Source organism: Acinetobacter corruptisaponis (assembly GCF_030053775.1).
GTDB lineage: Bacteria > Pseudomonadota > Gammaproteobacteria > Pseudomonadales > Moraxellaceae > Acinetobacter > Acinetobacter corruptisaponis.
Genome location: NZ_CP125669.1, coordinates 347,034 through 371,083, shown reverse-complemented (window position 1 = coordinate 371,083; position 24,050 = coordinate 347,034). Strand labels below are relative to the sequence as shown.

31 protein-coding genes are annotated in these 24,050 nt (G+C 39.9%); 12 read left to right on the top strand and 19 right to left on the bottom strand.

Translation table 11 applies throughout. The features are described from left to right. Positions 1 to 39: 39 nt before the first annotated feature. Positions 40 to 909, top strand: a complete 870-nt coding sequence (locus tag QLH32_RS01735) for an IS982 family transposase (RefSeq protein ID WP_283266581.1) — start codon at positions 40 to 42, stop codon at positions 907 to 909. Positions 910 to 943: 34 nt separating this feature from the next. Here the strand turns inward: QLH32_RS01735 and QLH32_RS01730 are convergent, their stop codons facing one another. Beyond that, a complete protein-coding gene (locus tag QLH32_RS01730; protein WP_283267794.1) occupies positions 944 to 1,690 on the bottom strand; it encodes an iron-containing redox enzyme family protein in 747 nt (248 codons plus the stop codon). 346 nt (positions 1,691 to 2,036) lie between these two features. Here QLH32_RS01730 and QLH32_RS01725 point away from each other — a divergent pair, with 346 nt between their 5' ends. Further along, positions 2,037 to 3,266, top strand: a complete 1,230-nt coding sequence (locus QLH32_RS01725; protein ID WP_283267793.1) for a GGDEF domain-containing protein — start codon at positions 2,037 to 2,039, stop codon at positions 3,264 to 3,266. A gap of 115 nt (positions 3,267 to 3,381) precedes the next feature. Here the strand turns inward: QLH32_RS01725 and aroC are convergent, their stop codons facing one another. From aroC to prmB, 3 genes are read right to left on the bottom strand one after another with little or no spacing between them, the layout of a single operon-like run. Continuing rightward, entirely contained in the window at positions 3,382 to 4,473 is a 1,092-nt protein-coding gene (aroC, locus tag QLH32_RS01720) for a chorismate synthase (protein ID WP_283267792.1), read from the bottom strand. Between the two features lie 12 nt (positions 4,474 to 4,485). Further along, complete coding sequence (locus tag QLH32_RS01715) at positions 4,486 to 4,854, bottom strand: hypothetical protein (protein WP_283267791.1); 369 nt, start codon at positions 4,852 to 4,854, stop codon at positions 4,486 to 4,488. Between the two features lie 16 nt (positions 4,855 to 4,870). Next, the gene (gene prmB, locus QLH32_RS01710; protein WP_283267790.1) at positions 4,871 to 5,878 is read right to left on the bottom strand and encodes a 50S ribosomal protein L3 N(5)-glutamine methyltransferase; all 1,008 of its coding nucleotides are present in this window, start codon (positions 5,876 to 5,878) and stop codon (positions 4,871 to 4,873) included. Between the two features lie 186 nt (positions 5,879 to 6,064). Between prmB and QLH32_RS01705 the strand changes: the two genes are divergently transcribed. Together QLH32_RS01705 and QLH32_RS01700 are read left to right on the top strand one after the other, a co-directional pair. Further along, positions 6,065 to 6,331 carry an antitoxin gene (locus QLH32_RS01705; protein WP_283267789.1) on the top strand — a complete coding sequence of 89 codons (267 nt, stop codon included), beginning with the start codon at positions 6,065 to 6,067 and terminating at the stop codon, positions 6,329 to 6,331. Continuing rightward, complete coding sequence (locus QLH32_RS01700; protein ID WP_283267788.1) at positions 6,328 to 6,741, top strand: type II toxin-antitoxin system VapC family toxin; 414 nt, start codon at positions 6,328 to 6,330, stop codon at positions 6,739 to 6,741. The genes QLH32_RS01705 and QLH32_RS01700 overlap by 4 nt, the downstream gene beginning before the upstream one ends. A gap of 15 nt (positions 6,742 to 6,756) precedes the next feature. Here the strand turns inward: QLH32_RS01700 and QLH32_RS01695 are convergent, their stop codons facing one another. The 8 genes from QLH32_RS01695 to QLH32_RS01660 all read right to left on the bottom strand — a co-directional run bounded on the left by QLH32_RS01695 (position 6,757) and on the right by QLH32_RS01660 (position 13,254). Beyond that, entirely contained in the window at positions 6,757 to 7,944 is a 1,188-nt protein-coding gene (locus tag QLH32_RS01695; protein WP_283267787.1) for a vWA domain-containing protein, read from the bottom strand. A 12-nt stretch (positions 7,945 to 7,956) separates the two neighbouring features. After that, positions 7,957 to 8,808: an AAA family ATPase gene (locus QLH32_RS01690; protein WP_283267786.1), complete on the bottom strand. Its 852-nt coding sequence runs from the start codon at positions 8,806 to 8,808 to the stop codon at positions 7,957 to 7,959. Positions 8,809 to 8,849: 41 nt separating this feature from the next. Further along, the gene (locus QLH32_RS01685; protein WP_283267785.1) at positions 8,850 to 9,236 is read right to left on the bottom strand and encodes a hypothetical protein; all 387 of its coding nucleotides are present in this window, start codon (positions 9,234 to 9,236) and stop codon (positions 8,850 to 8,852) included. Then, on the bottom strand, positions 9,229 to 9,534 hold the full coding sequence (locus tag QLH32_RS01680; RefSeq protein WP_283267784.1) for a YcgL domain-containing protein: 306 nt from the start codon (positions 9,532 to 9,534) through the stop codon (positions 9,229 to 9,231). Before QLH32_RS01680 ends, QLH32_RS01685 begins: the two co-directional genes overlap by 8 nt. Positions 9,535 to 9,625: 91 nt before the next feature. Beyond that, on the bottom strand, positions 9,626 to 10,768 hold the full coding sequence (locus QLH32_RS01675; RefSeq protein ID WP_283267783.1) for a ribonuclease D: 1,143 nt from the start codon (positions 10,766 to 10,768) through the stop codon (positions 9,626 to 9,628). 292 nt (positions 10,769 to 11,060) lie between these two features. Then, on the bottom strand, positions 11,061 to 11,657 hold the full coding sequence (gene recR / locus QLH32_RS01670; RefSeq protein ID WP_004677443.1) for a recombination mediator RecR: 597 nt from the start codon (positions 11,655 to 11,657) through the stop codon (positions 11,061 to 11,063). 68 nt (positions 11,658 to 11,725) lie between these two features. Continuing rightward, positions 11,726 to 12,055 carry a YbaB/EbfC family nucleoid-associated protein gene (locus tag QLH32_RS01665; protein WP_283267780.1) on the bottom strand — a complete coding sequence of 110 codons (330 nt, stop codon included), beginning with the start codon at positions 12,053 to 12,055 and terminating at the stop codon, positions 11,726 to 11,728. 11 nt (positions 12,056 to 12,066) lie between these two features. Continuing rightward, positions 12,067 to 13,254 carry an O-succinylhomoserine sulfhydrylase gene (locus QLH32_RS01660; protein ID WP_283267778.1) on the bottom strand — a complete coding sequence of 396 codons (1,188 nt, stop codon included), beginning with the start codon at positions 13,252 to 13,254 and terminating at the stop codon, positions 12,067 to 12,069. Positions 13,255 to 13,389: 135 nt separating this feature from the next. On the opposite strand from QLH32_RS01660, the gene QLH32_RS01655 reads away from it, so the two are divergent. From QLH32_RS01655 to QLH32_RS01645, 3 genes are all read left to right on the top strand, one after another. Then, positions 13,390 to 14,475: an alpha/beta fold hydrolase gene (locus tag QLH32_RS01655; protein WP_283267777.1), complete on the top strand. Its 1,086-nt coding sequence runs from the start codon at positions 13,390 to 13,392 to the stop codon at positions 14,473 to 14,475. Between the two features lie 3 nt (positions 14,476 to 14,478). Further along, on the top strand, positions 14,479 to 15,351 hold the full coding sequence (locus QLH32_RS01650; RefSeq protein WP_283267776.1) for an NAD(P)-dependent oxidoreductase: 873 nt from the start codon (positions 14,479 to 14,481) through the stop codon (positions 15,349 to 15,351). 201 nt (positions 15,352 to 15,552) lie between these two features. Next, entirely contained in the window at positions 15,553 to 16,500 is a 948-nt protein-coding gene (locus QLH32_RS01645; RefSeq protein ID WP_283267775.1) for a metal-dependent hydrolase, read from the top strand. 96 nt (positions 16,501 to 16,596) lie between these two features. On the opposite strand, the gene QLH32_RS01640 is transcribed toward QLH32_RS01645, so the two are convergent. The 4 genes from QLH32_RS01640 to QLH32_RS01625 all read right to left on the bottom strand — a co-directional run bounded on the left by QLH32_RS01640 (position 16,597) and on the right by QLH32_RS01625 (position 17,678). Continuing rightward, positions 16,597 to 16,797 carry a hypothetical protein gene (locus QLH32_RS01640; protein WP_279959042.1) on the bottom strand — a complete coding sequence of 67 codons (201 nt, stop codon included), beginning with the start codon at positions 16,795 to 16,797 and terminating at the stop codon, positions 16,597 to 16,599. Positions 16,798 to 16,885: 88 nt separating this feature from the next. Continuing rightward, positions 16,886 to 17,089, bottom strand: coding sequence for a hypothetical protein (locus tag QLH32_RS01635; protein WP_279959043.1), 204 nt, complete (start codon positions 17,087 to 17,089; stop codon positions 16,886 to 16,888). A 70-nt stretch (positions 17,090 to 17,159) separates the two neighbouring features. Then, entirely contained in the window at positions 17,160 to 17,354 is a 195-nt protein-coding gene (locus tag QLH32_RS01630; RefSeq protein WP_283267773.1) for a hypothetical protein, read from the bottom strand. A 63-nt stretch (positions 17,355 to 17,417) separates the two neighbouring features. Continuing rightward, a complete protein-coding gene (locus QLH32_RS01625; protein WP_283267771.1) occupies positions 17,418 to 17,678 on the bottom strand; it encodes a hypothetical protein in 261 nt (86 codons plus the stop codon). A gap of 265 nt (positions 17,679 to 17,943) precedes the next feature. Between QLH32_RS01625 and QLH32_RS01620 the strand changes: the two genes are divergently transcribed. The 3 genes from QLH32_RS01620 to QLH32_RS01610 all read left to right on the top strand — a co-directional run bounded on the left by QLH32_RS01620 (position 17,944) and on the right by QLH32_RS01610 (position 20,079). After that, positions 17,944 to 18,213 (top strand): YARHG domain-containing protein, encoded by a 270-nt coding sequence (locus tag QLH32_RS01620; protein WP_267979393.1) that lies wholly within the window; start codon positions 17,944 to 17,946, stop codon positions 18,211 to 18,213. Positions 18,214 to 18,300: 87 nt separating this feature from the next. After that, complete coding sequence (locus QLH32_RS01615) at positions 18,301 to 18,714, top strand: HIT family protein (RefSeq protein WP_283267769.1); 414 nt, start codon at positions 18,301 to 18,303, stop codon at positions 18,712 to 18,714. A gap of 252 nt (positions 18,715 to 18,966) precedes the next feature. After that, the gene (locus QLH32_RS01610; RefSeq protein WP_267979391.1) at positions 18,967 to 20,079 is read left to right on the top strand and encodes a porin; all 1,113 of its coding nucleotides are present in this window, start codon (positions 18,967 to 18,969) and stop codon (positions 20,077 to 20,079) included. A gap of 60 nt (positions 20,080 to 20,139) precedes the next feature. On the opposite strand, the gene QLH32_RS01605 is transcribed toward QLH32_RS01610, so the two are convergent. Together QLH32_RS01605 and QLH32_RS01600 are read right to left on the bottom strand one after the other, a co-directional pair. Further along, on the bottom strand, positions 20,140 to 20,763 hold the full coding sequence (locus QLH32_RS01605; RefSeq protein ID WP_283267768.1) for a YidB family protein: 624 nt from the start codon (positions 20,761 to 20,763) through the stop codon (positions 20,140 to 20,142). 166 nt (positions 20,764 to 20,929) lie between these two features. Next, positions 20,930 to 21,391, bottom strand: coding sequence for a DUF6231 family protein (locus QLH32_RS01600; RefSeq protein WP_283267767.1), 462 nt, complete (start codon positions 21,389 to 21,391; stop codon positions 20,930 to 20,932). A gap of 30 nt (positions 21,392 to 21,421) precedes the next feature. On the opposite strand from QLH32_RS01600, the gene QLH32_RS01595 reads away from it, so the two are divergent. Further along, positions 21,422 to 22,291 carry a DUF2797 domain-containing protein gene (locus QLH32_RS01595; RefSeq protein WP_267980024.1) on the top strand — a complete coding sequence of 290 codons (870 nt, stop codon included), beginning with the start codon at positions 21,422 to 21,424 and terminating at the stop codon, positions 22,289 to 22,291. Positions 22,292 to 22,321: 30 nt separating this feature from the next. Here the strand turns inward: QLH32_RS01595 and lpxB are convergent, their stop codons facing one another. Beyond that, positions 22,322 to 23,506: a lipid-A-disaccharide synthase gene (gene lpxB, locus QLH32_RS01590; protein WP_283267766.1), complete on the bottom strand. Its 1,185-nt coding sequence runs from the start codon at positions 23,504 to 23,506 to the stop codon at positions 22,322 to 22,324. A gap of 248 nt (positions 23,507 to 23,754) precedes the next feature. Here lpxB and QLH32_RS01585 point away from each other — a divergent pair, with 248 nt between their 5' ends. Next, positions 23,755 to 24,048, top strand: coding sequence for a hypothetical protein (locus QLH32_RS01585; protein ID WP_283267765.1), 294 nt, complete (start codon positions 23,755 to 23,757; stop codon positions 24,046 to 24,048). The last annotated feature ends 2 nt before the right edge of the window (positions 24,049 to 24,050 follow it).

The window sequence follows — 24,050 nt, the reverse complement described above, 5'->3', positions numbered from 1 at the left end:
TCAGTTAGTTACCACACAAAACTTACGACTCTAGTCCTTATGTTCGATAGTACCCAATTATTCTGTATAATTGATGATTTCTTTCTAAAATTTGAATCAGTTTACTGGAAATTCTTAAAGCAAAATCTTAAATGCCTAAGAATTCGCCCTGCACAGCTCAGTATTTCTGAAATTGTCTTTATTGCAATTTGGTATAAACATTCACATTTCAATAACTTTAAAGCATTCTTTACGGCACTGAGACATAACTATCTTCATTTATTCAAAAGCCTGCCTTGTTACCAACGTATGATTTACCTGATCAATACTCATCAACTGGCTTTACATGCCTTACATTTCGCCCTGATGAAAGATCAGCAAAGTTCTTATTTATGGATCGATTCAACGACATTGGCTGTCTGTAAAAATCAGCGAATAAAAAGACATAAATCGCTAGCAGCAATTGCAACTCGTGGTAAAAGTTCTATGGGTTGGTTCTTTGGTTGTAAGTTGCATGTACTTATGAATCAGTCAGGTGAAATACTCAGCACAGCTTTATCAAATGGGCATACAGCAGATATAAAAATGGTTGAACAGTTAGTCAAAGGAATGACTGCTAAATTGTATGCTGATCGTGGCTATATTAGTCATGAATTAAAGAGTAAATTAAGAGTACAAGATATTGATTTAATTACCTATCACCGAAAGAACATGAAATCTATACAGTTATCAAAAGCAGATGAATACCATCTGAAACAACGCAATAAAATAGAAACTTTATTCAGTTTGCTGAAGGGGGCGTACAATCTAGTGACGACTAGAGCGAGAAGTGTTGCAGGCTATTTAGCTGGTATTTATGCATCTTTATGTGCTTATCAAATATGTCATCAAAACAAGCCGATGATTCGTATTATGGAAATATCGGCTTAAACAAGATTCGGGTTAAATAGCTATTTTATGGATTTTAATTTTTATGCTGCAACTTATAACACTCATCAAGGGCAAGCTCATAATAGGCCAATCCTTCTTTGGCAGCTAAAAAAGCCTTTTTCTGCAAAACTGGGTCTTTGTCACAGAGTCGCTTGATCAGTTCCATAGCTTCATAAGGATGTAGGTCATCATAATGTGCATGTGCTCTTAACCAGGCAAGTGATCGTTTATTAATATTGACTTCTGGATGTTGGGTGTAGGTTTGAATTCCCTTATAAACCTGTATAGTCCAGTCCCCTGTTGCCCACTCAATTGCCAGATTTGTTGCGGCAATGCTTTCGGCCAGAGTTCCTCGATAATTGGTTGTCCAGAGAAAATGATTGACTGCATTCATGGCGGCAGGTGGTCTTACTTCATTCAGCATTTCCAGTGTGAGGCCAAACCCCATTGCCCAATCCTGATACCAGTTTAAATGGCGTTCTTCAACCTTAATATTTTGAATAAGCCAATCCCTGGTTTCAGTTACACCATCCAATGAGAAAGAAGTTGCCTTGGCCAATGCTCCTGCCATATAGGAAGGAAAATGAGCCACTAAAGGGTAAAAGTTAAGTAATGCCGAACGAAAACATTCAAGGCTTAATGAACCACTCGCCATGTCTAAAAATAAAGGATGTTTACTCACTCTTTCTTTTGCAGGTAAAAGTTCATCCCAGAACCGTTGAGCCCATTCATTATGAGGGGTAATTTCTAGTTTTGTTGCATATTGATTCATAGCAGTCATTGCGATGCATCCTATTTCGTATGACTTGATTCAATCACATTCCATGATTGTTGCTTTTGTCTAAATTGTATCCTAATACAGTAAATATACAATCATTACTGTTTAATTTGTAACATTTTTTATTTCTTTAAGATTTTATTAAATTGAAACATTATATTAGTTCATTATGAGAACTTCTGATGAAAGCTGGAAATATGATAAACTCTGAATAATAAAACATGACTGAGTTAAAAAATTAATAATTTTTTATAATATGATACACATTTTGTTTAAATCAGTGTAACGTAGTAAAAAAATAATCCCTATTTGACATTTATAACAATATTTGGGAGTGGTGAGAGATAAGATGAAGTTGAAAGCTTCCAATCTATTGGGACAAGAACAAATCGACTTACTAATTTCTCGCGGGCTAAATTTAGTTTGGTTTCCTAAAGAATTAGAAGTGATCTATCGAGATCAGTACAGAAATGAGGCTGCCCATGAGTTTCGTTATCGTGCGCCCATCATTCTAGGTTTATATTTATTTCTTAGTTTCGGTATCTATCAGGTATTACCCCCTGTTTTGCGTCTTGAATGGGTCGCATATTACGGTTGGGTTGGTATTATCATTTTACTCGCCTGGCTACTAGCCTTTGTTCCCATCATGAATAAATGGTTTGACCATTATGTTTGTCTGGGATCAATGGGCGCTGTTGCAATTACATTCACCTTGATCAACGTATTGGAACAAGGCCAGCATAATGTGCTATTTCATGCTGCCATGATGTATGCAGTCGTGATTATCTATGGCTTTGTAGGAATGCGTTTCTACACAGCCATTCTTGCTGGATGGTGTGGTGGGCTTGTAGGTGTGATCGCCAGTACATGGCTAAGTGGTGATATTGATTGGACTTTTTTAAACCGAACCTATACTTTTAGTAGCTTTTTGGGTATGGCATTGGCATATGCCACAGACAGGCAACATCGGGAAAACTATTTACAGAATTGCATGATCGAACTTAATCGGCTGGAGCTCATGCGTCAGGCGCAGCAGCTTTCGATTCTGTCCCAGCAGGATGCCTTAACTGGTTTGGCCAACCGCCGTTATCTGGATGAGGTTCTTGAAAATGAATGGAAACGAGCCATTCGCCATGAAATGCCTATTACGATCATGATGATTGATATTGATTTCTTTAAACTATACAACGATACCTTGGGGCATATTCAGGGAGATCAGTGTTTAAGGCGGATTGCCATTTTATTGGGTTCAATTGCCTCTCGTAGTGGCGATCTCGCTGCCCGTTATGGTGGTGAGGAGTTTCTATTGTTATTTTCCATGACAGATAAGGATCAGGCTGTGATACAGGTACAACGGTTAATGGAGCTGGTTCGCAATATAGGGATTATTCATCCAAGAAGTCATGTTTCCAAGCATGTTACGATTAGTGTGGGTGTTGCAACTGTCATTCCTCATTTAAATGACAGCCTTTCAGAATTTATTTCTCAGGCTGACCACGCATTATATGTGGCCAAAAGTAATGGTAGAAATCAATATCATATTTCTACTTCAGATAATGTTATTTCTGAAGCACTATAATTTTGTTGTTGGATTTAATAATACTTAAAAAGGTTTTAAATATATATTTAAAATACTATTAAAGCCACACATATAATTCATTCTATGTGTGGCTTAATTATAAGCTTATATTAAATTAAGGTTCGATTGGCTGAAATGGTGAAATCACATCTGCGTTCTGTGCGCGATGGCGTAGGAAATGATCCATTAACACAATTGCCAGCATGGCTTCGGCAATTGGCGTGGCACGCACACCCACACATGGGTCATGACGACCTTTGGTTAACACATCCGTATTTTCCCGTTCAATGGTAATGGTTTTTCCTGGCGTGGTAATACTTGCAGTTGGTTTTAGTGCAATTGCAACACGAATGGTTTGACCACTTGAAATCCCACCTAAAATGCCGCCAGCATGATTGGCGAGGAAACCATCTGTGGTCAGTTCATCACGGGTTTCGTGACCAAACTGCCCTGCAACAGCAAAGCCATCACCGATTTCCACACCTTTAACTGCATTAATGCTCATCATGGCATGGGCAATATCAGCATCCAGACGATCAAAAACAGGCTCACCCCAACCCACTGGAACCTTTTCAGCAAGAATTTCCAGTTTTGCACCACAACTGGTTCCCTGTTCACGCAATGAGGATACAAGCTTCTCAAAGCGTGGCACGGCATCAACATCACCACAGAAAAATGGGTTGTTCGGTACTTCTGACCAATCCAGTTTCTCAGCAACTTCATTGCCAATTTGGGTGACATGGCCACGAATATCAATACCAAATTTTTCAGCAAGATATTTCTTGGCAATTGCACCAGCGGCAACTCGCATTGCCGTTTCACGCGCACTTGAGCGACCACCACCACGATAGTCACGGAAGCCATATTTTTGTGTATAGGTGTAATCAGCATGTCCAGGGCGGAATGTCTGCGCGATATTACCGTAGTCTTTAGATTTCTGATCTGTATTGCGAATTAACAAGCCAATTGGTGTACCTGTGGTTTTACCCTCAAAAACACCTGAAATAATTTCAACCTGATCAGGTTCTTTACGCTGGGTCGCAAATTTAGAGGTTCCTGGTTTACGGCGGTCTAAGTCCTTTTGCAAATCCTCTTCACACAGTTCCAAACCTGGTGGTACACCATCAACAATCGCCATTAACCCGACACCGTGCGATTCGCCACAGGTGGTTACCCGAAAAAGTTGACCAATACTATTACCTGCCATTTTTAGCCTATCCTATTCTTCATCAAAGCTGCTACGCATTTCATCTAACATCAATTCATAGGTATAACTTAATGTAGAGTCATCACCAAATTGTCGATATGCAATTACAATATATTCCATCAAACCTTTATAACCTGACATTAAATAAAGCTGATGAATTAAACGCTCCGCATCATCAGGGTCATAAGCCCCATAACCTAATTGAACCAGTAAATGATCAAATTGATCATTTATCTTTTTTTGGAAATCTTCACTATTAATTGTGTTAATATCTGCCTGATTCCATTTATTTTTGAGTGAAATCATGTCTTGTTCAAACTGTTCAACTTGTGTTGAAGTCAAATCTGGTTTGATGTGTACTAAAGCCTCTTTTATTGACATGGTATTGTCTCTTTTATTATATAACTGACTGTTCGAATATATCTTTATAGCGGCGGCATTGTTCAGCAGTGAGTGCAAAAATACCTGTACCACCTTTCTGGAATGTCAACCAATGGAAGTCAACTGTATTAAAGTTCTGACGCATTGCCCATTCAGAGTTACCCACTTCAATCACAATCAGGCCATCCTCAGTAAGATAGTCAGCCGCCTGCGCCAACATCTTGCGAACCAAGTCCAAACCATCCTGACCCGCAGCCAAAGCTAACTCAGGCTCATGCAGGAATTCATCAGGTAAATCTGCCATATCTTCGGCATCGACATAGGGTGGATTGCTGACGATGAGGTCATATTGGTTTTCAGCAGGAATTTTTGCGAACAGATCAGATTCAAGCAACGCAATTTGATATTGCTTGTTATGATGCTCTACATTGATTGACGCAACCTCAAGGGCTTCCTTGGAAATATCGGTTGCATCCACTTCTGAGTCAGGAAAAGCATAAGCCAGAGCCACTGCAATACATCCCGAACCTGTACACATATCCAGAATACGTTGTGGGGTTTTTGGTGCTGGATTTGCAGGTAAATTGTTCAAGGCTTCACGCATCTGTCCATTTTCATCCAGACAATATGGCGCAAAACGCTGCTCTATCGCTTCTGCAATCGGTGAACGTGGAATCAATACGCGTTCATCCACGTAAAATGGCTTGTTAAAGAAATAGGAAAGATTGAGTAAGTAGGATGTTGGGATACGTTCATTAATACGACGTTCCAATAAACTCAGAAATTCAGCTTTTTCACTTGGCAAAAGCTTCGCATCCAGAATTTCTGCATCAGCAGACCATTCCAGAGAGAGAGTTTGTAAAACCAGCGCTGAGCTTTCTGCAAAATAATCTTCTGTACCTTGCCCCAAATGCGCATCGTATTGGCGTAATGCGCTTACCCCAAAACGGATAAAATCCCGAATTGTTGACAAATGCTCAGACGCTTCTTGTAAATGTTCAGGGGAAATGGTTGGTCGATCCACGTAGGTCTCCACAGGCAAGGATTGCAAAACAGCTTATTCTATCGTGTTTTTCAACTATTTTTTTCATGTTTAATCATTAATCCACTGAAAACAGAAAATAGACCAATTAGATTGGTTAAATACTAGTCAGTATTCTAATTTCATGTTTTAATGTACACACTATATGTACATACATTGGGGGTTATGATGAGCACATCAATTACATCTCGCGTATTTATGAATGGCAATAGTCAGGCCGTTCGTATTCCACAAGAATTTCGTTTAAATACTAAGCGAGTAGAAATTTATTTAAATCAAGATGGCGATCTAGTTATTCATCCCCTGTCTGATTTAACCGAAAATCGAGGTGAAGCATTATGGCAAGCCTTAAATGAATTTGATCATGACTTTATTGACACTCTAGAAAAAAATCGCCTGGAGGACAACCACATACAAGAGCGTGATGTTTTATGAAATATATGCTGGATACCAATATTCTGATCTATTTTATAAAGAATAAACCAATGAGTGTAATTGAACGAGTCAATCAACTCTCACAGGATGATGAATTGTGTATGTCATTTATCAGTTATGCGGAATTATTAAAAGGAGCGTATGGTAGCCAAAGAAAGACTGTTGTTTTAAAACAGCTTGAAAACTTAATTCTGCGAATCCCTGTCCTTTATAGCACTCAACAACAACTCTGTGAGCATTACGCTCATCATGCGCTATTACTCAAACAAGCTGGAACACCGATTGGAAATAATGATTTATGGATTGCAAGTCATGCACTTGCCGAAAAATGTATTTTGGTGACCAACAATTGTAAGGAATTTAATCGTATTACAGATTTAACAATAGAAAACTGGGCTGATCCAGCATGAATCAGCCTTTTTTTGCTAGCGAGATAAATACTTGGTCATATCCTCAATACCTTTTAAAGTCATTGGATACATATGATGTTCAAATATTTCCTTAATCCATTGAATGGTTTGGGTGTAATGCCAATAGCCCTCTAGTTCAGGGTTGAGCCAAGCGGTTTTATCATAATGCTGACGCAAGCGTCTTAACCACACTTCCCCAGCCTCATCATTCATATATTCAACTGAGCCACCCGCAGACTTTAACTCATACGGTGCCATGCTGGCATCACCCACCACAATCACACGGTAATCACGCCCATAAGTGTGAAATAAATCCCATGTATTCATGCGTGTTGAGCTACGGCGATGGTTGTCTTTCCACACATAGTCATAAAGACAGTTATGGAAGTAGAAATATTCCAGCGTTTTAAACTCTGACTTGGCTGCGCTAAACAGCTTCTCACATTCAGCGATGTAGGCATCCATCGAACCGCCCACATCAAACAGCATCAACACCTTGATACGGTTACGGCGCTCAGGCACCAATTGCACATCCAGAATGCCCTGCTTGGCTGTTTCACGAATCGTACCATCGACATCCAGTTCTTCGGCTGCCCCCTGACGGGCAAACTTACGCAAACGGCGCAATGCGATTTGCATCTGGCGTGTTCCCAATACCTGATCATCATCAAGGTTCTGGTATTTACGCTGCTCCCATACTTTAACAGCTGAACGTTTACGCCCTGGCCCACCAATACGAACTCCCTCTGGATGATCACCAAAGGCTCCAAATGGTGAGGTTCCACCTGTGCCAATCATACGATTGCCACCCTGATGCTTTTTATGCTGTTCACGCAAGCGTTCTTCCAGCATTTTCATCAGTTCTTCGAGCGAACCCGCCTTTTGCAGTTCTGCACGTTGCTCAGGTGTGAGATGCTTTTCCAGAAGCTCAAGATCAAACCAGTCTTTGGGTAACTTGTGTACCTGTTTAAGCAGTTCATCCAGATCAAAGGTTTCGATGCCATCAAAGTAATCTTTCATGGCACGGTCAAACTTATCAAAGAAGCGTTCATCCTTGACTAGAATGGTTTTAGCCAATTGATAGAATTGTTCCTGATCCGCAAAAACCAGACCTGAAGCGACAGCCTGATTGAGATCAATCAACTCACGAGTTGTTACAGGTACGCCATATTTGCGTAAGGTGTAAAACAATCGTACAAACATTGGTAAACACTCTTAGCGGCGTGACATAAATGCTAAACGTTCAAGCAGTTGCACATCTTGTTCATTCTTGATTAAGGCACCATACAGTGGCGGAATCGCCTTTGACTTATCATGGTTACGCAAGACATCCTCAGGCATATCATCTGCCATAAGCAGGCTTAACCAGTCAATCAGTTCAGAAGTTGATGGGGGTTTCTTCAAGTTTGGAATTTCACGTAACTTAAAGAACACCTGCAAGGCTTCACTCACCAAAGTGTTGGAGATATTTGGGAAATGAACCGCAATGATTTCACGCATGGTAGCTTCATCAGGGAACTCAATATAATGGAAGAAACAACGGCGTAAAAATGCATCAGGCAGTTCTTTTTCATTATTTGAGGTAATGATCACAATCGGACGCTGGGTCGCAGTGATGGTCTCACCTGTCTCATAGACATAGAACGACATTTTATCCAGTTCATGCAACAAATCGTTTGGAAACTCAATATCGGCCTTGTCAATTTCATCAATCAACAGTACACAGCGTTCTTCACTGGTAAATGCTTCCCATAATTTACCAGGTTTAATATAGTTCTTAATGTCGTAGACACGGTCATCACCCAACTGACTGTCACGTAAACGTGAAACAGCATCATATTCATACAGGCCTTGCTGGGCTTTGGTGGTTGACTTGATATGCCAGGTAATCAACTTTAAACCCAGACTTTCAGCCACCTGTTCTGCAAGCAAGGTTTTACCTGTGCCAGGCTCACCTTTGACCAAAAGTGGTTTTTGTAAAGCACGTGCAGCTTTCACTGCAAGTTTCAGGCTTTCAGTTGCAATATATTGGTCTGTACCAGTAAAGTGTTGTGTATCAGCAGACATTTAAAGAACCTTATTTTTCTATCTTTAACTTTGTGTGAATATTAAACGGAATGTGCAGTTTTATTTGCAGTGTATTTTGACCAGCAGAATCCAACCAGTAAACCTACACCAATGACAAACAGGATCAATGACAGGTTTGACCAGATTAAAATATGCTCTTTGGTCAATACACCAAAAATCAAGCCAAAGACTGCTGGGGCCAAAGCTGAGTTTGGACCTTCTGAAATTGTTGGCGTTGCCAGAATGGCAAACACAATAATCCATAGGATGCCACCGATTGGATTGGGTAAACGCGACATCAGGCGATACCAGCACCACAATGCAATCAGTGTCCCTGTTACATAAACAATGATTGCAACATTTTCTTCAGGGAACTGATCCAGTACTGAAAGAATGTTGGACCAGATTGCTGTTAAAGTCTCAAGCACCGCGCAAACCCTCTGGTTCTACCGCATTTGGATTAATTAATCCCTCAGGTGGCATCTGGATAAAAAAGCCCTTAGTGTGTAGTGAGTCCAAAACATGAAGAACATTTACACGGGCAAGCTTGCGCTCATTGTGAAGTTTCAGATGCATAACAAAAGTTGCCTTGCCAAATGCTTGCAACACGGCTTCAGGAATACCATCAAATGGATTTTCTGGTTCCTTGTCATCAGGATAGTTTGGACGAGCAATATACATATACATTTCGTCTTTTTTGCTCGATCTATAAATATCGCAGTGCATATTTACTCACAACTCTTATCAATCAAAAACAGCATACATGAAAAAAAATAACAGGTACATTAAGGAAAGTAACGCAACAGTCGTGTTTTTTTTACTGGGAAATCTTCATCTGTGTAGCGAGATATTCAATGTCCTGTCGCAGCAGTTCAATCAGTGGTCTGGTTAAGATTTCATAACGCCAGCCCAATAAATAGCTGGGCAGTTCCTGCTCATCCAGATGAAACACCACATGTTCATAAATTGCGTTCAGCCATTTTTTCCGCAGCAATACCTCTTTGGGAATTCCTGTTTCAAGAACCATACGCTCTATTAAAATATCAATTTGTGGCGCCACTTCTTTGGAATTACTTTTTATAGGTCGAGCCATTCTTAATGGCCATTCATCTTCAGGCGGTAGAAACTTCAATAAGTCCAAAATGGTTTTACCATGCTCACGCACAATATTTGGGCGTATGTCCTTAACTTGAGCGAGCTGGAAATTATTACGTGGATTTTTCTCCACCAAATCAATCATGGTGGCATTTTTAAGGATAAAACTGCGTGGCTGATTCAGCGCCTTGGTGATTTGTTCTCGCCAGATACTGAGTTGCTGTAACTGCATTAACTCCCTACGTGAGTGGCGGTAATTACCAATATCCGTATAAAGCGCTGCGAGTGGGGTTTCCATCGCAATTTCTTTGGTGAGATTTTGACAATCCTCCAATACATATTGATAAAGCCCTTTCACTTTCAGGTCATTTTTCAATGCATCAGCAAGCTTGGTTAAATGCAACACGTCATTGGCGGCATAACTGATCTGCTCCTGAGTGAGCGGTCTAGCCAGCCAGTCTGAACGTGTCTGGTCTTTCTCTATATCAATATTCAAACGAGTTTTTAAGGCATTCTGGTAGCTGACTTGTAGGCCATGTCCCAAAAACGCCATTGCCACTTGGGTATCAAAGACATTGCCAAGTGGTTTCTGGTCTGCATAATGATAAATCAGGTCAATATCTTCCCCACAGGCATGAAAGATATTCTGTTGTGCGTCAAATATTTTTTGCCAGAATTTTTCCAAATCCAGTGCAGTTCCATCCAATAAGGAAACCTGGCCATTTAAATTGATTTGGCACACCCCAAGTTTTGGATATAAGGTGTCAACCTTAATAAACTCAGTATCAAGTGCATAGGTGGAACATTGTTCCATTTGAGTAAGGAGAACAGCTAAATCTTGTTGCTGCTGGATAAACTGAAACATATTTGCTCAAGTAAAATAATAAAGAACCATTAGCAATAGAACTGCCAAATTGCAGTCATTGCTCAAGCGAAATCAAATGCAAAAATAAATTTAATCAGTATTCCACATGCAATACATGAAATTACTCCTTTTTCCATATCATCAAAAAACGAAAATCCTTTTCGCCTGCCCATAGTGCCACAAATTACAGCAAATATATCAACGATAATGTTAGACAAAATGTAAAACTTAATTATTTGTTTAAATTAACAGCATGAATTTAAAATAGATAAAATAATAATGGATAAACATCCTATTTCATCTTCATGCGGTTATGTACAGCCTGGCTGAGTGTATGGCTATCCACATACTCAAGTTCACCACCCTGTGGTACACCTTGAGCAATTCGGGTCATGTGAATTGGCAAATGTTTAGTTGCCTCAACCAGATAATGCGCCGTTGCCTGCCCCTCAACTGTCGCATTGGTGGCCAGAATAACCTCTTCAATTTTCCCCTCACTTAGGCGTTGAACCAGATAGGGAATTCCAATTTCCTCAGGGCCTATTCCATCCAACGGTGACAAATGTCCACCGAGCACATGGTATTTACCACGAAAACTGCCGCTTTGTTCAATTGCCATCACATCCGCAGGCGATTCAACCACACAGAGAAGTTGTTCATCACGCTCCACAGAGGCACAAATGTCACAAATTTCGTTTTCAGTTAAAGAGTGACAAATGCGGCACTCATGGATATGGCTTGATGCCTCATGTAAGGCGTGCGATAAAGCGAATGCACCTTCACGGTTTTTCATCAACAAATGCAATGCCATACGTTGTGCTGATTTTGGGCCAACACTGGGTAAGATACGTAATGCCTGAACCAATTGTTCAAATCGTTCACTAAACACAAATAGACTCGATTGTTTTAGAAAAGCTTCTCCAGTCTTTATATAAAAAGACTGGAGAGTTTCTTGAATTAGAATAAACCAGATAAACCTGGTGGCAAGCCCATACCTGAGTTGGCACCTTGCAGTTTTTCTTCAGAAATTGCTTCAGCCTGACGTACTGCGTCATTGATTGCCGCAGCAATCAAGTCCTCGATCATGTCGGCTTCGTCCTGTAACAGCTCTGGACTAATTTCGATACGCTTTACAACATTGCGGCAGGTCATGGTCACTTTAACCAAACCACCGCCCGCCTCAGCGTGAACTTCGGTTTTTGCAAGCTCTTCTTTGGCTTTTTTAATATTGGATTCCATATCCTTTTGCATGCGCTGGGCTTGCTGCATAAGCATATTAATATTCATAGGTCTCTCTCTTAAATTAAATCTAAACCGCGTGATAAGTCGCGAATAATATCATTAATATCTTCCAAGCCAACAGAGACACGGATCAATCCTTCTTCAATCCCTGCGGCTTGTTTGGCTTCGGCAGACATTCTACCATGCGAGGTGGTTGCTGGATGGGTAATTGTTGATTTTACATCGCCCAGATTACTGGTAATCGACAGGAAACGCGTACTGTCAATCACCGTCCATGCGCCTTGACGCTCACCTCTTACAACAAATGAAACCACACCACCAAAACCCTTTTGCTGTTTTTTAGCAAGCTCATGCCCAGGATGGTCAGGCAAACCTGCATAATACACTTTTTCAACCTTGTCATGTTGATGCAGCCATTCAGCCAGTTTTTGTGCATTTTCACAGTGCGCTTTCATACGGATACTGAGCGTTTCCAAGCCCTTTAGGAAAATCCATGCATTGAATGGACTCATTGAATTGCCAAGGGTACGCACAACACCGTTAATTTCTTCAACCAAATCATTCTTGCCAACGACCGCACCACCCAAAGCACGTCCCTGGCCATCAATATATTTGGTTGCTGAATAAAGAACCAAATCGGCACCAAACTTAATCGGCTGCTGTAACACAGGCGTACAGAAACAGTTATCCACTGCAAATAAAGCGCCATGCGCGTGGGCAATATCTGCAATTGCCTGCATATCGCCCACCTGAGCCAGTGGATTGGAAGGTGTTTCAATAAACAATAGTCGTGTATTTGGACGAATTGCCTGTTTCCATCCCTCAAGATCACCCAAATCAACAAAAGTAACTTCAACAGCAAATTTGGCAACGTACTTTTCAAATAAGGAAATAATGGAGCCAAATACAGCACGGGAACAAATCACATGATCGCCTGCTTTTAAATATGCTAGACAGATTGCATGTACAGCCGCCATTCCTGAACTGGTCGCCACCGCACGCTCTGCACCATCCAGCACAGCCAAACGTTTTTCAAAAGCCTGAACGGTTGGATTGGTATAACGTGAATAAGTATTGCCCGCAATTTGTCCAGAGAATTTTGCAGCAGCATCAGCTGCACTTTCACAAACAAACGATGAAGTTAAAAAGATAGGTTCACTATGTTCGCCCTCAAAGGTACGATCATGCCCTGTGCGAATAGCCAAAGTGTCAAGTTGATATTCTAAATCATCGCCTGGATTCATCGTTTTGTATGCCTTATGATCATCATGCTTCAATATGCCAACATTTTGAGCGCCTAAGGTATTTAAGGTCAAGGCATAAGATGAAATTATCGCTTAGACTTCATGCAATCTTGACTCATGATGAGACTTTCAAAGATGAAATCGCTTGTGGAACAACAAAAAATAAACTTTAAACATCTCGCTATGCGTATATTTGATGCAGATAAACTGGTGCTGTCTCAATCAACCCCCTATCAAGTGATTGCCCAGTTTAAACAAACACGTGTTCGTTTTTACGCTTCAGAACACAAACGTTTTAAAGAGCCACTGGTCTTTGTTGCGCCGCTTGCAATCAATATGGATATTTATGACCTATATCCATATCGTTCTCTGGTCAAGCATTTTCAGGACAGTGGTTTTGATGTTTACCTGATTGACTGGGGTAAACTGACCTATAAAAACTATCAGGTTAACTTCCTGTCATTTATTGATAAGTTTATTCCGCGTTGTATTAAAGCCATCCAGGAACATTCTCAGTCTGAAAAAATTTCACTGCATGGCTGGAGTATGGCAGGTATTTTCGTAACGCTTTACACTGCACGCCATCAGCCTAATGCTGTCAAAAATCTTGTGGTTCTAGGTAGCCCAATTGACAGTTATGCATCGGGATATATTGGCAAACTATATAAAACACTGGCTTATGTCACTACACGGAATGCAAAAGTTAAAGATTACATCTATAACCGCTTGCCAAAACTCATGATCCATTCCCCAGGCTTTTTAAATTCTCTTGGATTTAAATTACTAGATCCTAAAGGCTGGATTGATGGCAATATCCAGTTATTAAAAAACCTCGATAATCTTAAACTTGTGCAGGAAGATGCCACACTCAGCCACTTCCTGAACAACATGATTGACTATCCAGGCGGTATCAATCAGGACATGCTGTTTAATGTATGGCTACAAAATCCATTGAAGCATGGGGCAATCAAACTCAAAAATAAGACCATTGAACTTAAGAATATCAATTGTTCTTTATTGGTAGGTGCTGGTAAAGGTGACCAACTGGTTACATCTGATGCTGCTTTTCCACTGACCCAGTTGACAAGCAGTCAGGATGTCACGTTTACTTTAATCCCTGGCGGGCACTTAGGTTTAATGTCCAGTCAAAACAGTTCTATTGAGTTCTGGCCAACGCTGACAAACTGGTTAGCTGAACGATCAACTTCTATCAAAAGGTAAACTATGAGTCAATCTGTTGCATTTATTGGTTTAGGCGCTATGGGCTATCGTATGGCAGCCCATCTACCAAAGCATTTCGAGAAAGTTTATGTCTGGAATCGAAACTTTAGTAAGGCTGAACAGCATGCAACAGAATATGGAACTATAGCGGTTGAACTGGCTCAGGCAGTACAGGCAGATGTTATCTTTTCATGTCTGCCAACCAGTGCAGATGTTGAGGCCTTGATTGATAGTGCTGAGATTAAATCGGGTGCAATCTGGGTTGACTGTACCAGTGGCGTGCCAGAGACGGCTCGCCGTCTGGCCGAAAAGCTAAAAGCACAGAACGTGGATTTTCTCGATGCACCTGTTAGTGGACAAACCATTGGTGCAGAAAATGCGACTTTAACCGTGATGGTAGGTGGCGATGTTCATGCGTTTGAACGTGCATATCCTGCAATGGCAGCCGTTGGAAAATTGATTCAGCATGTCGGTGATTCAGGTGCAGGCTTTGCAGTAAAAGCCATCAACAATATGTTGCTTGCCGTCAATTTATGGTCAGTTGCCGAAGGATTTACCACATTAAAGGCGCATGGTGTCAATCTAGATGCAGCACTCAATTGTATTAATGCTTCCAGTGGCAAAAGCCTTGTGACGGAAAATATCTTCCCTCAACGTGTATTGAGTCGTGAATTTCCATGCACCTTTGCCTTGCCCTTATTGGCAAAAGATACAGGTATTGCCTTAGATCTAATACATGATGCAAAGCTTCCAGCGCCTATACTTGCCTTGACCCAAAGCTTGATTCAGGCTGCAAGTTTAACTGCCGAAGCGAATAGTGATTTCTCCGCAGCAGTTAAAATGTATGAATCATGGAGTAAAATTACGTTGGAATAGGATTATTATTTAAAGATAAGAAGATGATTCTTTTCAATTGAAGAATGTTATAAAGACTAATAGAGACTTCTTATAGCCTAGTCTTATCTTTAAAACCATTTTATAGAGAATTTTGTCCTATAAGCACATGGTGATCTATTTTACTCAATGCTAAAAATTGTCTATTCAATTTAATTAGCAATTTCGCATTGGGTGGCATATATGATCACAGAACATCATCAAATCAAAGCAAGAAAAGTATATTTCGATTTTTCTGAGTCTTCGGTATGTTGGATGCCGAATGATCCTCTGTGTTCACATATCGCCAATGGCATCAATATGCTTTTGCCAGCAGGTGAATTCTGGTTCTGCCGAGTATTCAATAAAGCCGTTCCTTATATTACAGATGAGAAATTAAAAGAAGAGGTTATTGGTTTTGTCCGTCAAGAAGCTGCCCATGCCCGTGCACATGAGAAAGCACAAGATTTTCTAAGGGAAAATGGCTACGATATACAAGACCCATTAAACCGTGCGCATCTTATTTTTAATGTCCTGTTGGGTGATAAACCTTTGGGTATTCCTTTTCTCAAGGGTGAAAAACTTGAGGAATATTGGCTGTTGTTCCGAGTAGGTGTAATTGCTGCCATTGAGCACTTTACAGGTACGATTGGACAATGGACACTCGATAGCAAGTCCTGGGATACAGCAGATCCTGCAATGACTGATTTATTTCGTTGGCATCTTGCTGAAGAAGTTGAACATCGTTGTGTGGCGTATGACCTATTTGAACATCTGTTAACAAACAAACTTGGTTTTTATATTTCTCGCCAAGTCATTATGATGGCCATTTTCCCACTGTTTATTTATTTCCTTGCAGATTTCGCGCGTAGTCTGGGTAAACAGGACTTACAACATCAGGACATTCAGAAATTGATGCATCGTGGATTTTTCACTTTTATTCGTGAATTTGAAAAAACTGCAACAAAAACAGATAACTTGCCAACCATTAAATACTTATGGAAAGCCACTTTACGTTGGGTGTCTCCAAAGTTTAATCCGATTCATGAGGGTGATACGGAACAGGCTTTGGCCTATATGGCCCGCTCACCCGCAGTACAGTACTTTGAACAAATAGCACAAGATAAGCCAAAGGCTGCTGTATTAAGTTAATGCCGCAAAAAATCATGCGAATTTTTTTAAACCTGTTGTAGTTAATTAACTCTTTAGACTCGTTAAAAAAAGCCCGCTTAATAAAGCGGGTCTTGTTTATTCCTCAATTTCTATTGGATCACCATCTTCTGGGCGAATGTGTCGTTCACCATCATCCGCTGGGTCAACACTAGAACCGTCTTTGGTAATGCTATTATATAACTCATCCTCTTTCTTATCATCGATGAATTCCTCATCTTCAAAGTCTAGCGGTTCATCATCATCTTCAAAATTTAAAGGCTTATTCTCATCAATCATGTCGTTCTATCCCTTATTTAAGTTATGTCATTTCATGCTTAAATAATTGGCAGATACATTCAACAGTGAACATTCATCATTTATGTAATTATTTGAATGATTCTATTAATAAATTGACCAGTCTGGACGCTTCTTCCTCATTACCCTTGTTTACCACGTATGAACCATGACCGCTTGCTGCGGTAACCGTATCAATCGTTATCTTTACATTGCCATCTGGTGAAGTAAAAGTAGAAACCGCCACAATGTGATGCGTATTCAAATAATTTTCAGAATCAATTTTGACTAACATACTTATCTCCTTAATTATTGGAGAAATATATATCACAAGGATGTGTAACGCTTCGTGAGAGGGCTGTCATTCATTTGTTTCTCATTTGCCTTTCACGCCTATAAAGTCCCAATACCGATTTTCGCACATTGATTTCTTCTTCAGAGAAAGGCAGATGCAAAATCAACTCCGCAATAGTCAGGGAACTATTTTCAATCAGAAAACAGTCTTGGTCTGTAGTCCAGTTTGAAATGGGAAATTCAGGTTTTAAGCGGGTTCTTTTCATTCCCGCATTCTAATATATTTTGGACAATTAAGAAGTCCACCTTTCAAGAAACTTTAGGTTGAATCACTTACTCATTCTATTGGTACAGTAATTATATTTTTCTTCTTTATTTTCGATTCCCACCGTATGAATACACGAACAAAATAGAAGTACTTTGCCATGTTCAATGGTGCTTGGTACATTTACCCCATAACACTTGCTATCAATCTCCCCTAGCCTGTGCGCCATAATCCATTTACCTGAGTAAAAGGAATACCCCAACCCACCAACGACAATGGCGATAAGGGTAAAAATAGGGAAGTTGTTTTTAATATATTTCAGCATCTTTAGATTCTTGGCAAAAAAAGCCTACCATCATGATAAGCCTTGAATATTAATTGATTAGCTTACACTTTGATTACAATTAAGGTATAAATAGTACCTGTCTTGCATAAGATCAAGTTTAAAAAAGCTTATTAGATATTCCAATACACTATTGAATTTTCATTAATACGCCTTATATTAGTACTAACGTTGCGACCAAAAGCATGCAGAATCTTTTATTCCACAAGACTTTTGGTTTATACCCTTTAAATTAGAGGATCACCTCATGAAGAAGTTTACAGTTGCGGTTTTTGCTGGATTAATAACCCTTACAGGGTTTAGTGTTCAAGCCGCAGCACCAGAACAAGAATGTAAAAAGTTGCAGGATGACTATAACCTCATTTATGCGTCTAAGGGTTTCTGTTTCAAGGATGCAGATGCTAAAGCCAAGTACGGCAATGAAAACTGCCATACCACCAAGCCAAAGTTTTCTGACAAAGAGCAACAACGTCTGGATGAGATTAAAGCTCGCCAAAAAGAGCTGGACTGTAAATAGAAACTGATTACTAGATTTTGTCCTCTCCTTTTTAGTTTTTAGGAGAGGAAACTTGAATTAATTCATATCCATATTAAGAGACTCATCATGGCTTACGATGACCAAAATATTTTTGCCCGAATTCTTCGTGGCGAATTGCCTGCGATTAAAATTTATGAAGATGATCAGGTTCTTGCCTTTATGGATATTATGCCCCAGGCAGATGGTCACGCTTTAGTGATTCCAAAGACCCCAGCAGTGACATTGTTAGACCTACCTGCCGATGCAGCCGCCTACACCATTCAGATTGTTCAAAAGATTGCCCGTGCGATTGAGTCTGCACTGGATGTTAAGGGTATTGTACTCATGCAACTTTCTGGCGAAACTGCTGGTCAAACTGTGCCGCATGTGCACTTTCATTTGATTCCAAGCTCAATTCATCATCTAGGTCGTCATGCGGCTCAAATGGGTGATCAGGAGAAGATTAAGGCGCTTGCTGAAAAGATTAAGGCCGCCCTGTAACTGATAATTTTTTCGTAAACGGAGTTGTTACTCCGTTTTTTATTTTATAACCCCATAATAATAAAAGATAAATATAATTATTACCAAATATAAATCGTCATTAAACTGTCATTTTTCTTTCACTTCTCTGTCACAAAGTTTACCGATACTGCATACATGTCAGTGAGCTGTGTAACTTTTTGTACATAAGCAAGCTTATAACAGTAACTAAGGCAACTGCCATTTACAAAAAAGTGTTTTGGAGAAATCTCAATGAAAAAATTGCTTCTTGCTGCTACTGTAGCAACTTTAGCCATGAATGCAGCGCAAGCAGCACCAACATTGTATGGTAAGCTCAATGTGACTTTGGATCAAATTGACAAAAATGGCTTTAAAGACGAAAGCGTAACTAAAGTAAACTCAAATGCTTCTCGTATTGGCGTAAAGGGTGAAGAAAAATTAACTGATAGCCTTTCAGCAGTTTATTTAGCGGAATGGGGTGTTTCAACTGATGGTGCTGGTTCTGATGCTGACTGGGGTATGCGTAACCGTTTTGTTGGTATTAAATCTGATGGGATTGCCACTTTAAAGATCGGTCAGTTTGATTCTTACTTAAAAACTGCTGCGGGCAACAACCAAGATATTTTTAACGATCACACTGAACTGGATATGACTAAGGTTCTTGCTGGTGAAGATCGTTTAAGCAACGTCATTGGTTTTGAAACTGATAAAAAATTACTGGGTGGATTAGCATTTAACATTATGTTCCAGCAAGGCGAACAAAATGAAAATGCAACAACCAAAGATCCTGTGACTGGTAAAGATGTCACTATCCCTTTAACCAATGCTGCAGTTGGTCAAAAAGGTAGCCGTAATGGTTTTGGTGATGGTATCTCGACCTCGATCACTTATGAAAATAAAGATTTTGGTTTAGCAGCAGCAGTTGCGGGTAACTTTGCGGTTGCATCAAAGTATAATGCTTATAGCCTATCTGGTGTTTATACTGACGCAATTCGTGTAACTGGTTCACTAGACTTAAAACCAGCAGGCCTTGATGGTTTGGTACTTGGTGGGTTATGGCAAACTGCTCAACCAACAGATGATACTGTGACTGGTTTTAAAGGCCTAAAAGAAAATGCTTTTGGTGTAACGGGCGCTTATGCAATTCCATCAACACCAATTAAGTTAAAAGCGGAATATATCTCTGCTAAAACTGAAGTTGATGGTAAAGAAGACCGTAAAAACGATTTGTATGGTGTAGGTGCGGATTACCAAATCAATAAGCAAGCGCGTTTTTATGGTGTAGTAGGACAGCAAAAAATCGATTGGCAGAAAGATAACGACAAAAAAACCACAATCGGTTTAGGCATGGAATATAACTTCTAATTTGAAGTTCAGTTCTAAATAAAAAACAAAAGGGCGATATGCCCTTTTGTTTTATCCATTTTATTTCTTTAAGAAACCACTCACCAAGTTTAAAACCTGTTGAATATCATTGTTGGCTTCCTGTGGATTAGTGTTTCCACCTTGTGGAGTTAAGGAATCAATCACTTGGGGTAAGACTGAAGCAATTGCGCCATAAATGGCTGACTTTGGTGTTTGAGTTTGTTGGGCAACCTGTTCCACATCCTGGTCATCAAATAGATTTTGAATATTTTGTGCTGGAACATCTTGTTCATTTTGCTGTTGTGGGTCGACCCAGCTTTGTACCTGATTTGCCAAGCCTGCATTTTTCAGTTTATCCAATGCACCTTGCAAACCGCCCTGTTTTTGAATCCATGCAAGAATTAAAGGCAAAACGGCGATTAACAATGTTTGTGCTGTATTGCCACCTGCTGCATTACTTTGTGTTGAAGTATTGCCACCACCACCTAATTGACCCAGTACAGAACCCAGAATTCCGCCTAGACCACCTTGTTGCTGGTTTTGGGTATTTTGTTGCTGTTGTCCACCAAGCTGTCCCAATACCGAACCTAAAATTCCGCCTAAACCACCACCCTGACCTAATTTCTGCTGACCGCCTAAAGCCTGTTTTGCTAAAATTTCAACAATGTTGGTTAAATCTGTCATGACTTATATGTTCCTTTTGGAATTATTTATCCAAAAAGAATACGCTGCTTTGAATACACAAAACAAAATTGAATTGTTAAATTTTGCAAGAGCTTGCGATAAATCTCTATTCAATCTTGCCTGTTGAATGGTTGAAGTTCCACAGAAATTAAATCATTGCTGAGATTTACCAGCGGAATTTATTCCAGTTTTCAGGATTGGCCCAGAACTTGGAGTTAAACCAGTCTGGTACATGCTTATAGGTCAAAATATTAAACTGCCACAAAGCAAAATTACTATCATGTGTGGTCTTATCAATGAGCTGGGTAAAACCCAGCGAACGCAATAACTTTTCATCATCCAGTTTACTGACCACAACAATTCGTTTTGCCATGAGGTCACGCAACTTCACCAATAACTGTGCCTTTTGCGTTTCATTGATGTCCTGCATTTCTTCAGTATCAAATAATACAAAACCTAAATCATAACGCTGTGTAAATGGCAGACTTAAAAAGTCAGTTACGTTAAAATAATGCCATTGAATCGAATCATTATGGTCAATGTTTTGGCCAATACACAGTGCGGTCGCAATGGGCTGTTCCTTAGATAAATCGTCTAGCATCGAAGTGATGACATTTTGTCCAGCCATAAGCCACCTAAGTTGAAAAGAGAGAGGATGATGGAACTACAAGGCATTTGCCATAAAATGCACGCAGCGCTCAAGACGCATAGTGTACCCGATCAGGCAATCCACAAGGCAAATGTTGAATATAAATTTATATTGGATCGTTCAGAAATCGACCTACCCTTTGTTTTAGGGCAAGAGTTGGAGATTGAATGGACAGGTAATATTTTCTGTACCTCATGCGGTGCCAAAACCCCAAAGTCATATTCACAGGGTCATTGTTTTAAATGTTTTAAAACCAAGGCGGAATGTGATTTGTGCATTATGAAACCTGAAACCTGCCATTACCATCTGGGTACATGCCGTGAGGATGAGTTCGCGCATAGCGTTTGCTTTCAGCCTCATATTGTTTATTTGGCCAATTCCAGTGCCTTAAAAATCGGGATTACCCGAATTGTGAATATGCCAACCCGTTGGCTGGACCAAGGCGCGACGCAGGCACTTCCAATCCTGAAAGTGGGTTCACGCCGTTTGTCTGGACATTTGGAAACCTTGTTTGGTACACAGATTGCCGATAAGACTGACTGGCGTAAATTGCTTAAAGGTGAAGCTGAACCTTTAAACCTGATTGAACAGCGCGACCAGATTCTTGAGGAGTTTGCCCCTAAAATTCAAACTATTCGTGATGAATTTAGCCAAAACCTTGAGTTTAATGAAAATCTGGAGTTTCTGGAAAATGAATTGCCTAGGGAATTTATTTATCCAGTTGAGCAATATCCAGAAAAGATTAAATCGTTGAATCTGGACAAAACACCCACAATTCGTGGTGTCTTGCAGGGAATTAAAGGTCAGTATTTATTACTTGATATTGGGGTGATCAATATTCGTAAATATACGGGTTATGAATTAATCCTACGTGCGTAAATAAAAAGGTGGCATTTTAAGCCACCTTTTTTATACTTCCTCTGTTTTTAAGCAACTCAAAATTGCCTGTACTGGGTCTTCCGTATTTCCTGAGATTAACTGTTTATGCATACTCAGGTGTTGCATCATTTGAATATGTGCAGTTTCGTGATCCATCAATCGTTCAATTTCTGCTGCCAAATGCTGTGGTGTGGCATCTGCCTGAATCAGTTCCTCAATCACTTTTTTACCTGCGATAATATTCGGCAATGAGTAATAAGGAATTTTAACCAGAAACTTGGCAATAATATAAGTCAGCCAGTTCAGTTTATAGAACGTCACCATTGGACGATGCAACAACATGGCCTCAAGTGTCGCCGTACCAGAGGCAAGTGCCACAATATCGCTGGCATTCATCACCATACGACCAATTTTGGATTCTGCATCAGTATTTTCCAGAATATGGATTTTTACCCTTAGGTCGGTATCCAGATTCTGAATCCCTTGCTCAATCTGCTGCTTACGTGCGTCATTAATTGCAGGGATTAAAAACTCAAGATCAGGATATTTCTTATGCAAAATTTCGGCTGTACTGATTAATAAAGGCAGTAAACGCTCGATTTCACCCCGACGGCTACCTGGGAGCAAGGCAATATGGGTTTTATGGGCAGACAGTCCAAGCTGATGCTTTGCTTCGGTAATTGGGTTTTTTAAGGGCAATTGCTTTGCCAATGGATGCCCGACAAATGCCGCAGGAACATCATAGTTTTGATAAAAGGTTTTTTCAAAAGGAAATAAACACAATACCAAGTCAATACTGCGTTTAATACCATGTACCCTCCCTTGCCGCCATGCCCAGACAGATGGGCTGACATACTGAACGGTTTTAATGGGTAGATTGTTTTCCTTGATGGTTTTGGATAAACGTAAATTAAAATCAGGTGCATCAATGCCAATAAAAATATCGACTGGATGTTCAGTCCAGCGCTCAACCAGACCATCGCGGACTGCAAATAATTTTTTCAGGTCCTTTAATACTTCAACAATCCCCATGACGGATAGAATTTCCATTGGGTAATAACTATGGAAACCCTCGGCAATCATTTGTGGACCACCAATCCCCTCAAATTCAGCGTCAATTCCTTGTTCGCGAAAACTACGCATAAGCTTTACCCCTAGAGTATCTCCAGAGACTTCACCCACAACAATGCCAATTTTTAGTTTTTGCTTTAACAAGACCTACGCCCCTTGCCAGTATTTAAAAGTATTCTAACAAAATGATTTTACACCGAATCATAAAAAATCATGTAATTTGTTGATGTGCAGTAAAAATTGCTTCTCATCTAAGATAGCATTAAATAATCCTAATACCATCTGGATTTGCGATAAAGGAACAATTGCTTGAACTTTAGTTAAATAATATTATTAACAATAATCATTTTCATCTTTTGTTTCTTCTCTCCTTAGTGTTTTTATGACTATTTATGGCTAAATCCACCACCCCAACTTTTGTCTATCGACTCAGTATTTTTTATCGTTTTGTTTTCACATTCATACTGGGTTATGTATGTATGGTGTATTTAAGCCTATGTCTCGGTGCTTTATTTATCCACTTTATGGATAAAGCGGAAAGCATTTATCTTGCGGCATTTATTTCCATCCTGTTTTATCTGACCTTTATCATTATCAGTTTTTGTTCACATTCATTGTTGAAACTCACGTTGGTCAGCCTGATTTTGGCAGGTACATTATTTGGCTTATCTGTAGGTTTAAATTAAAA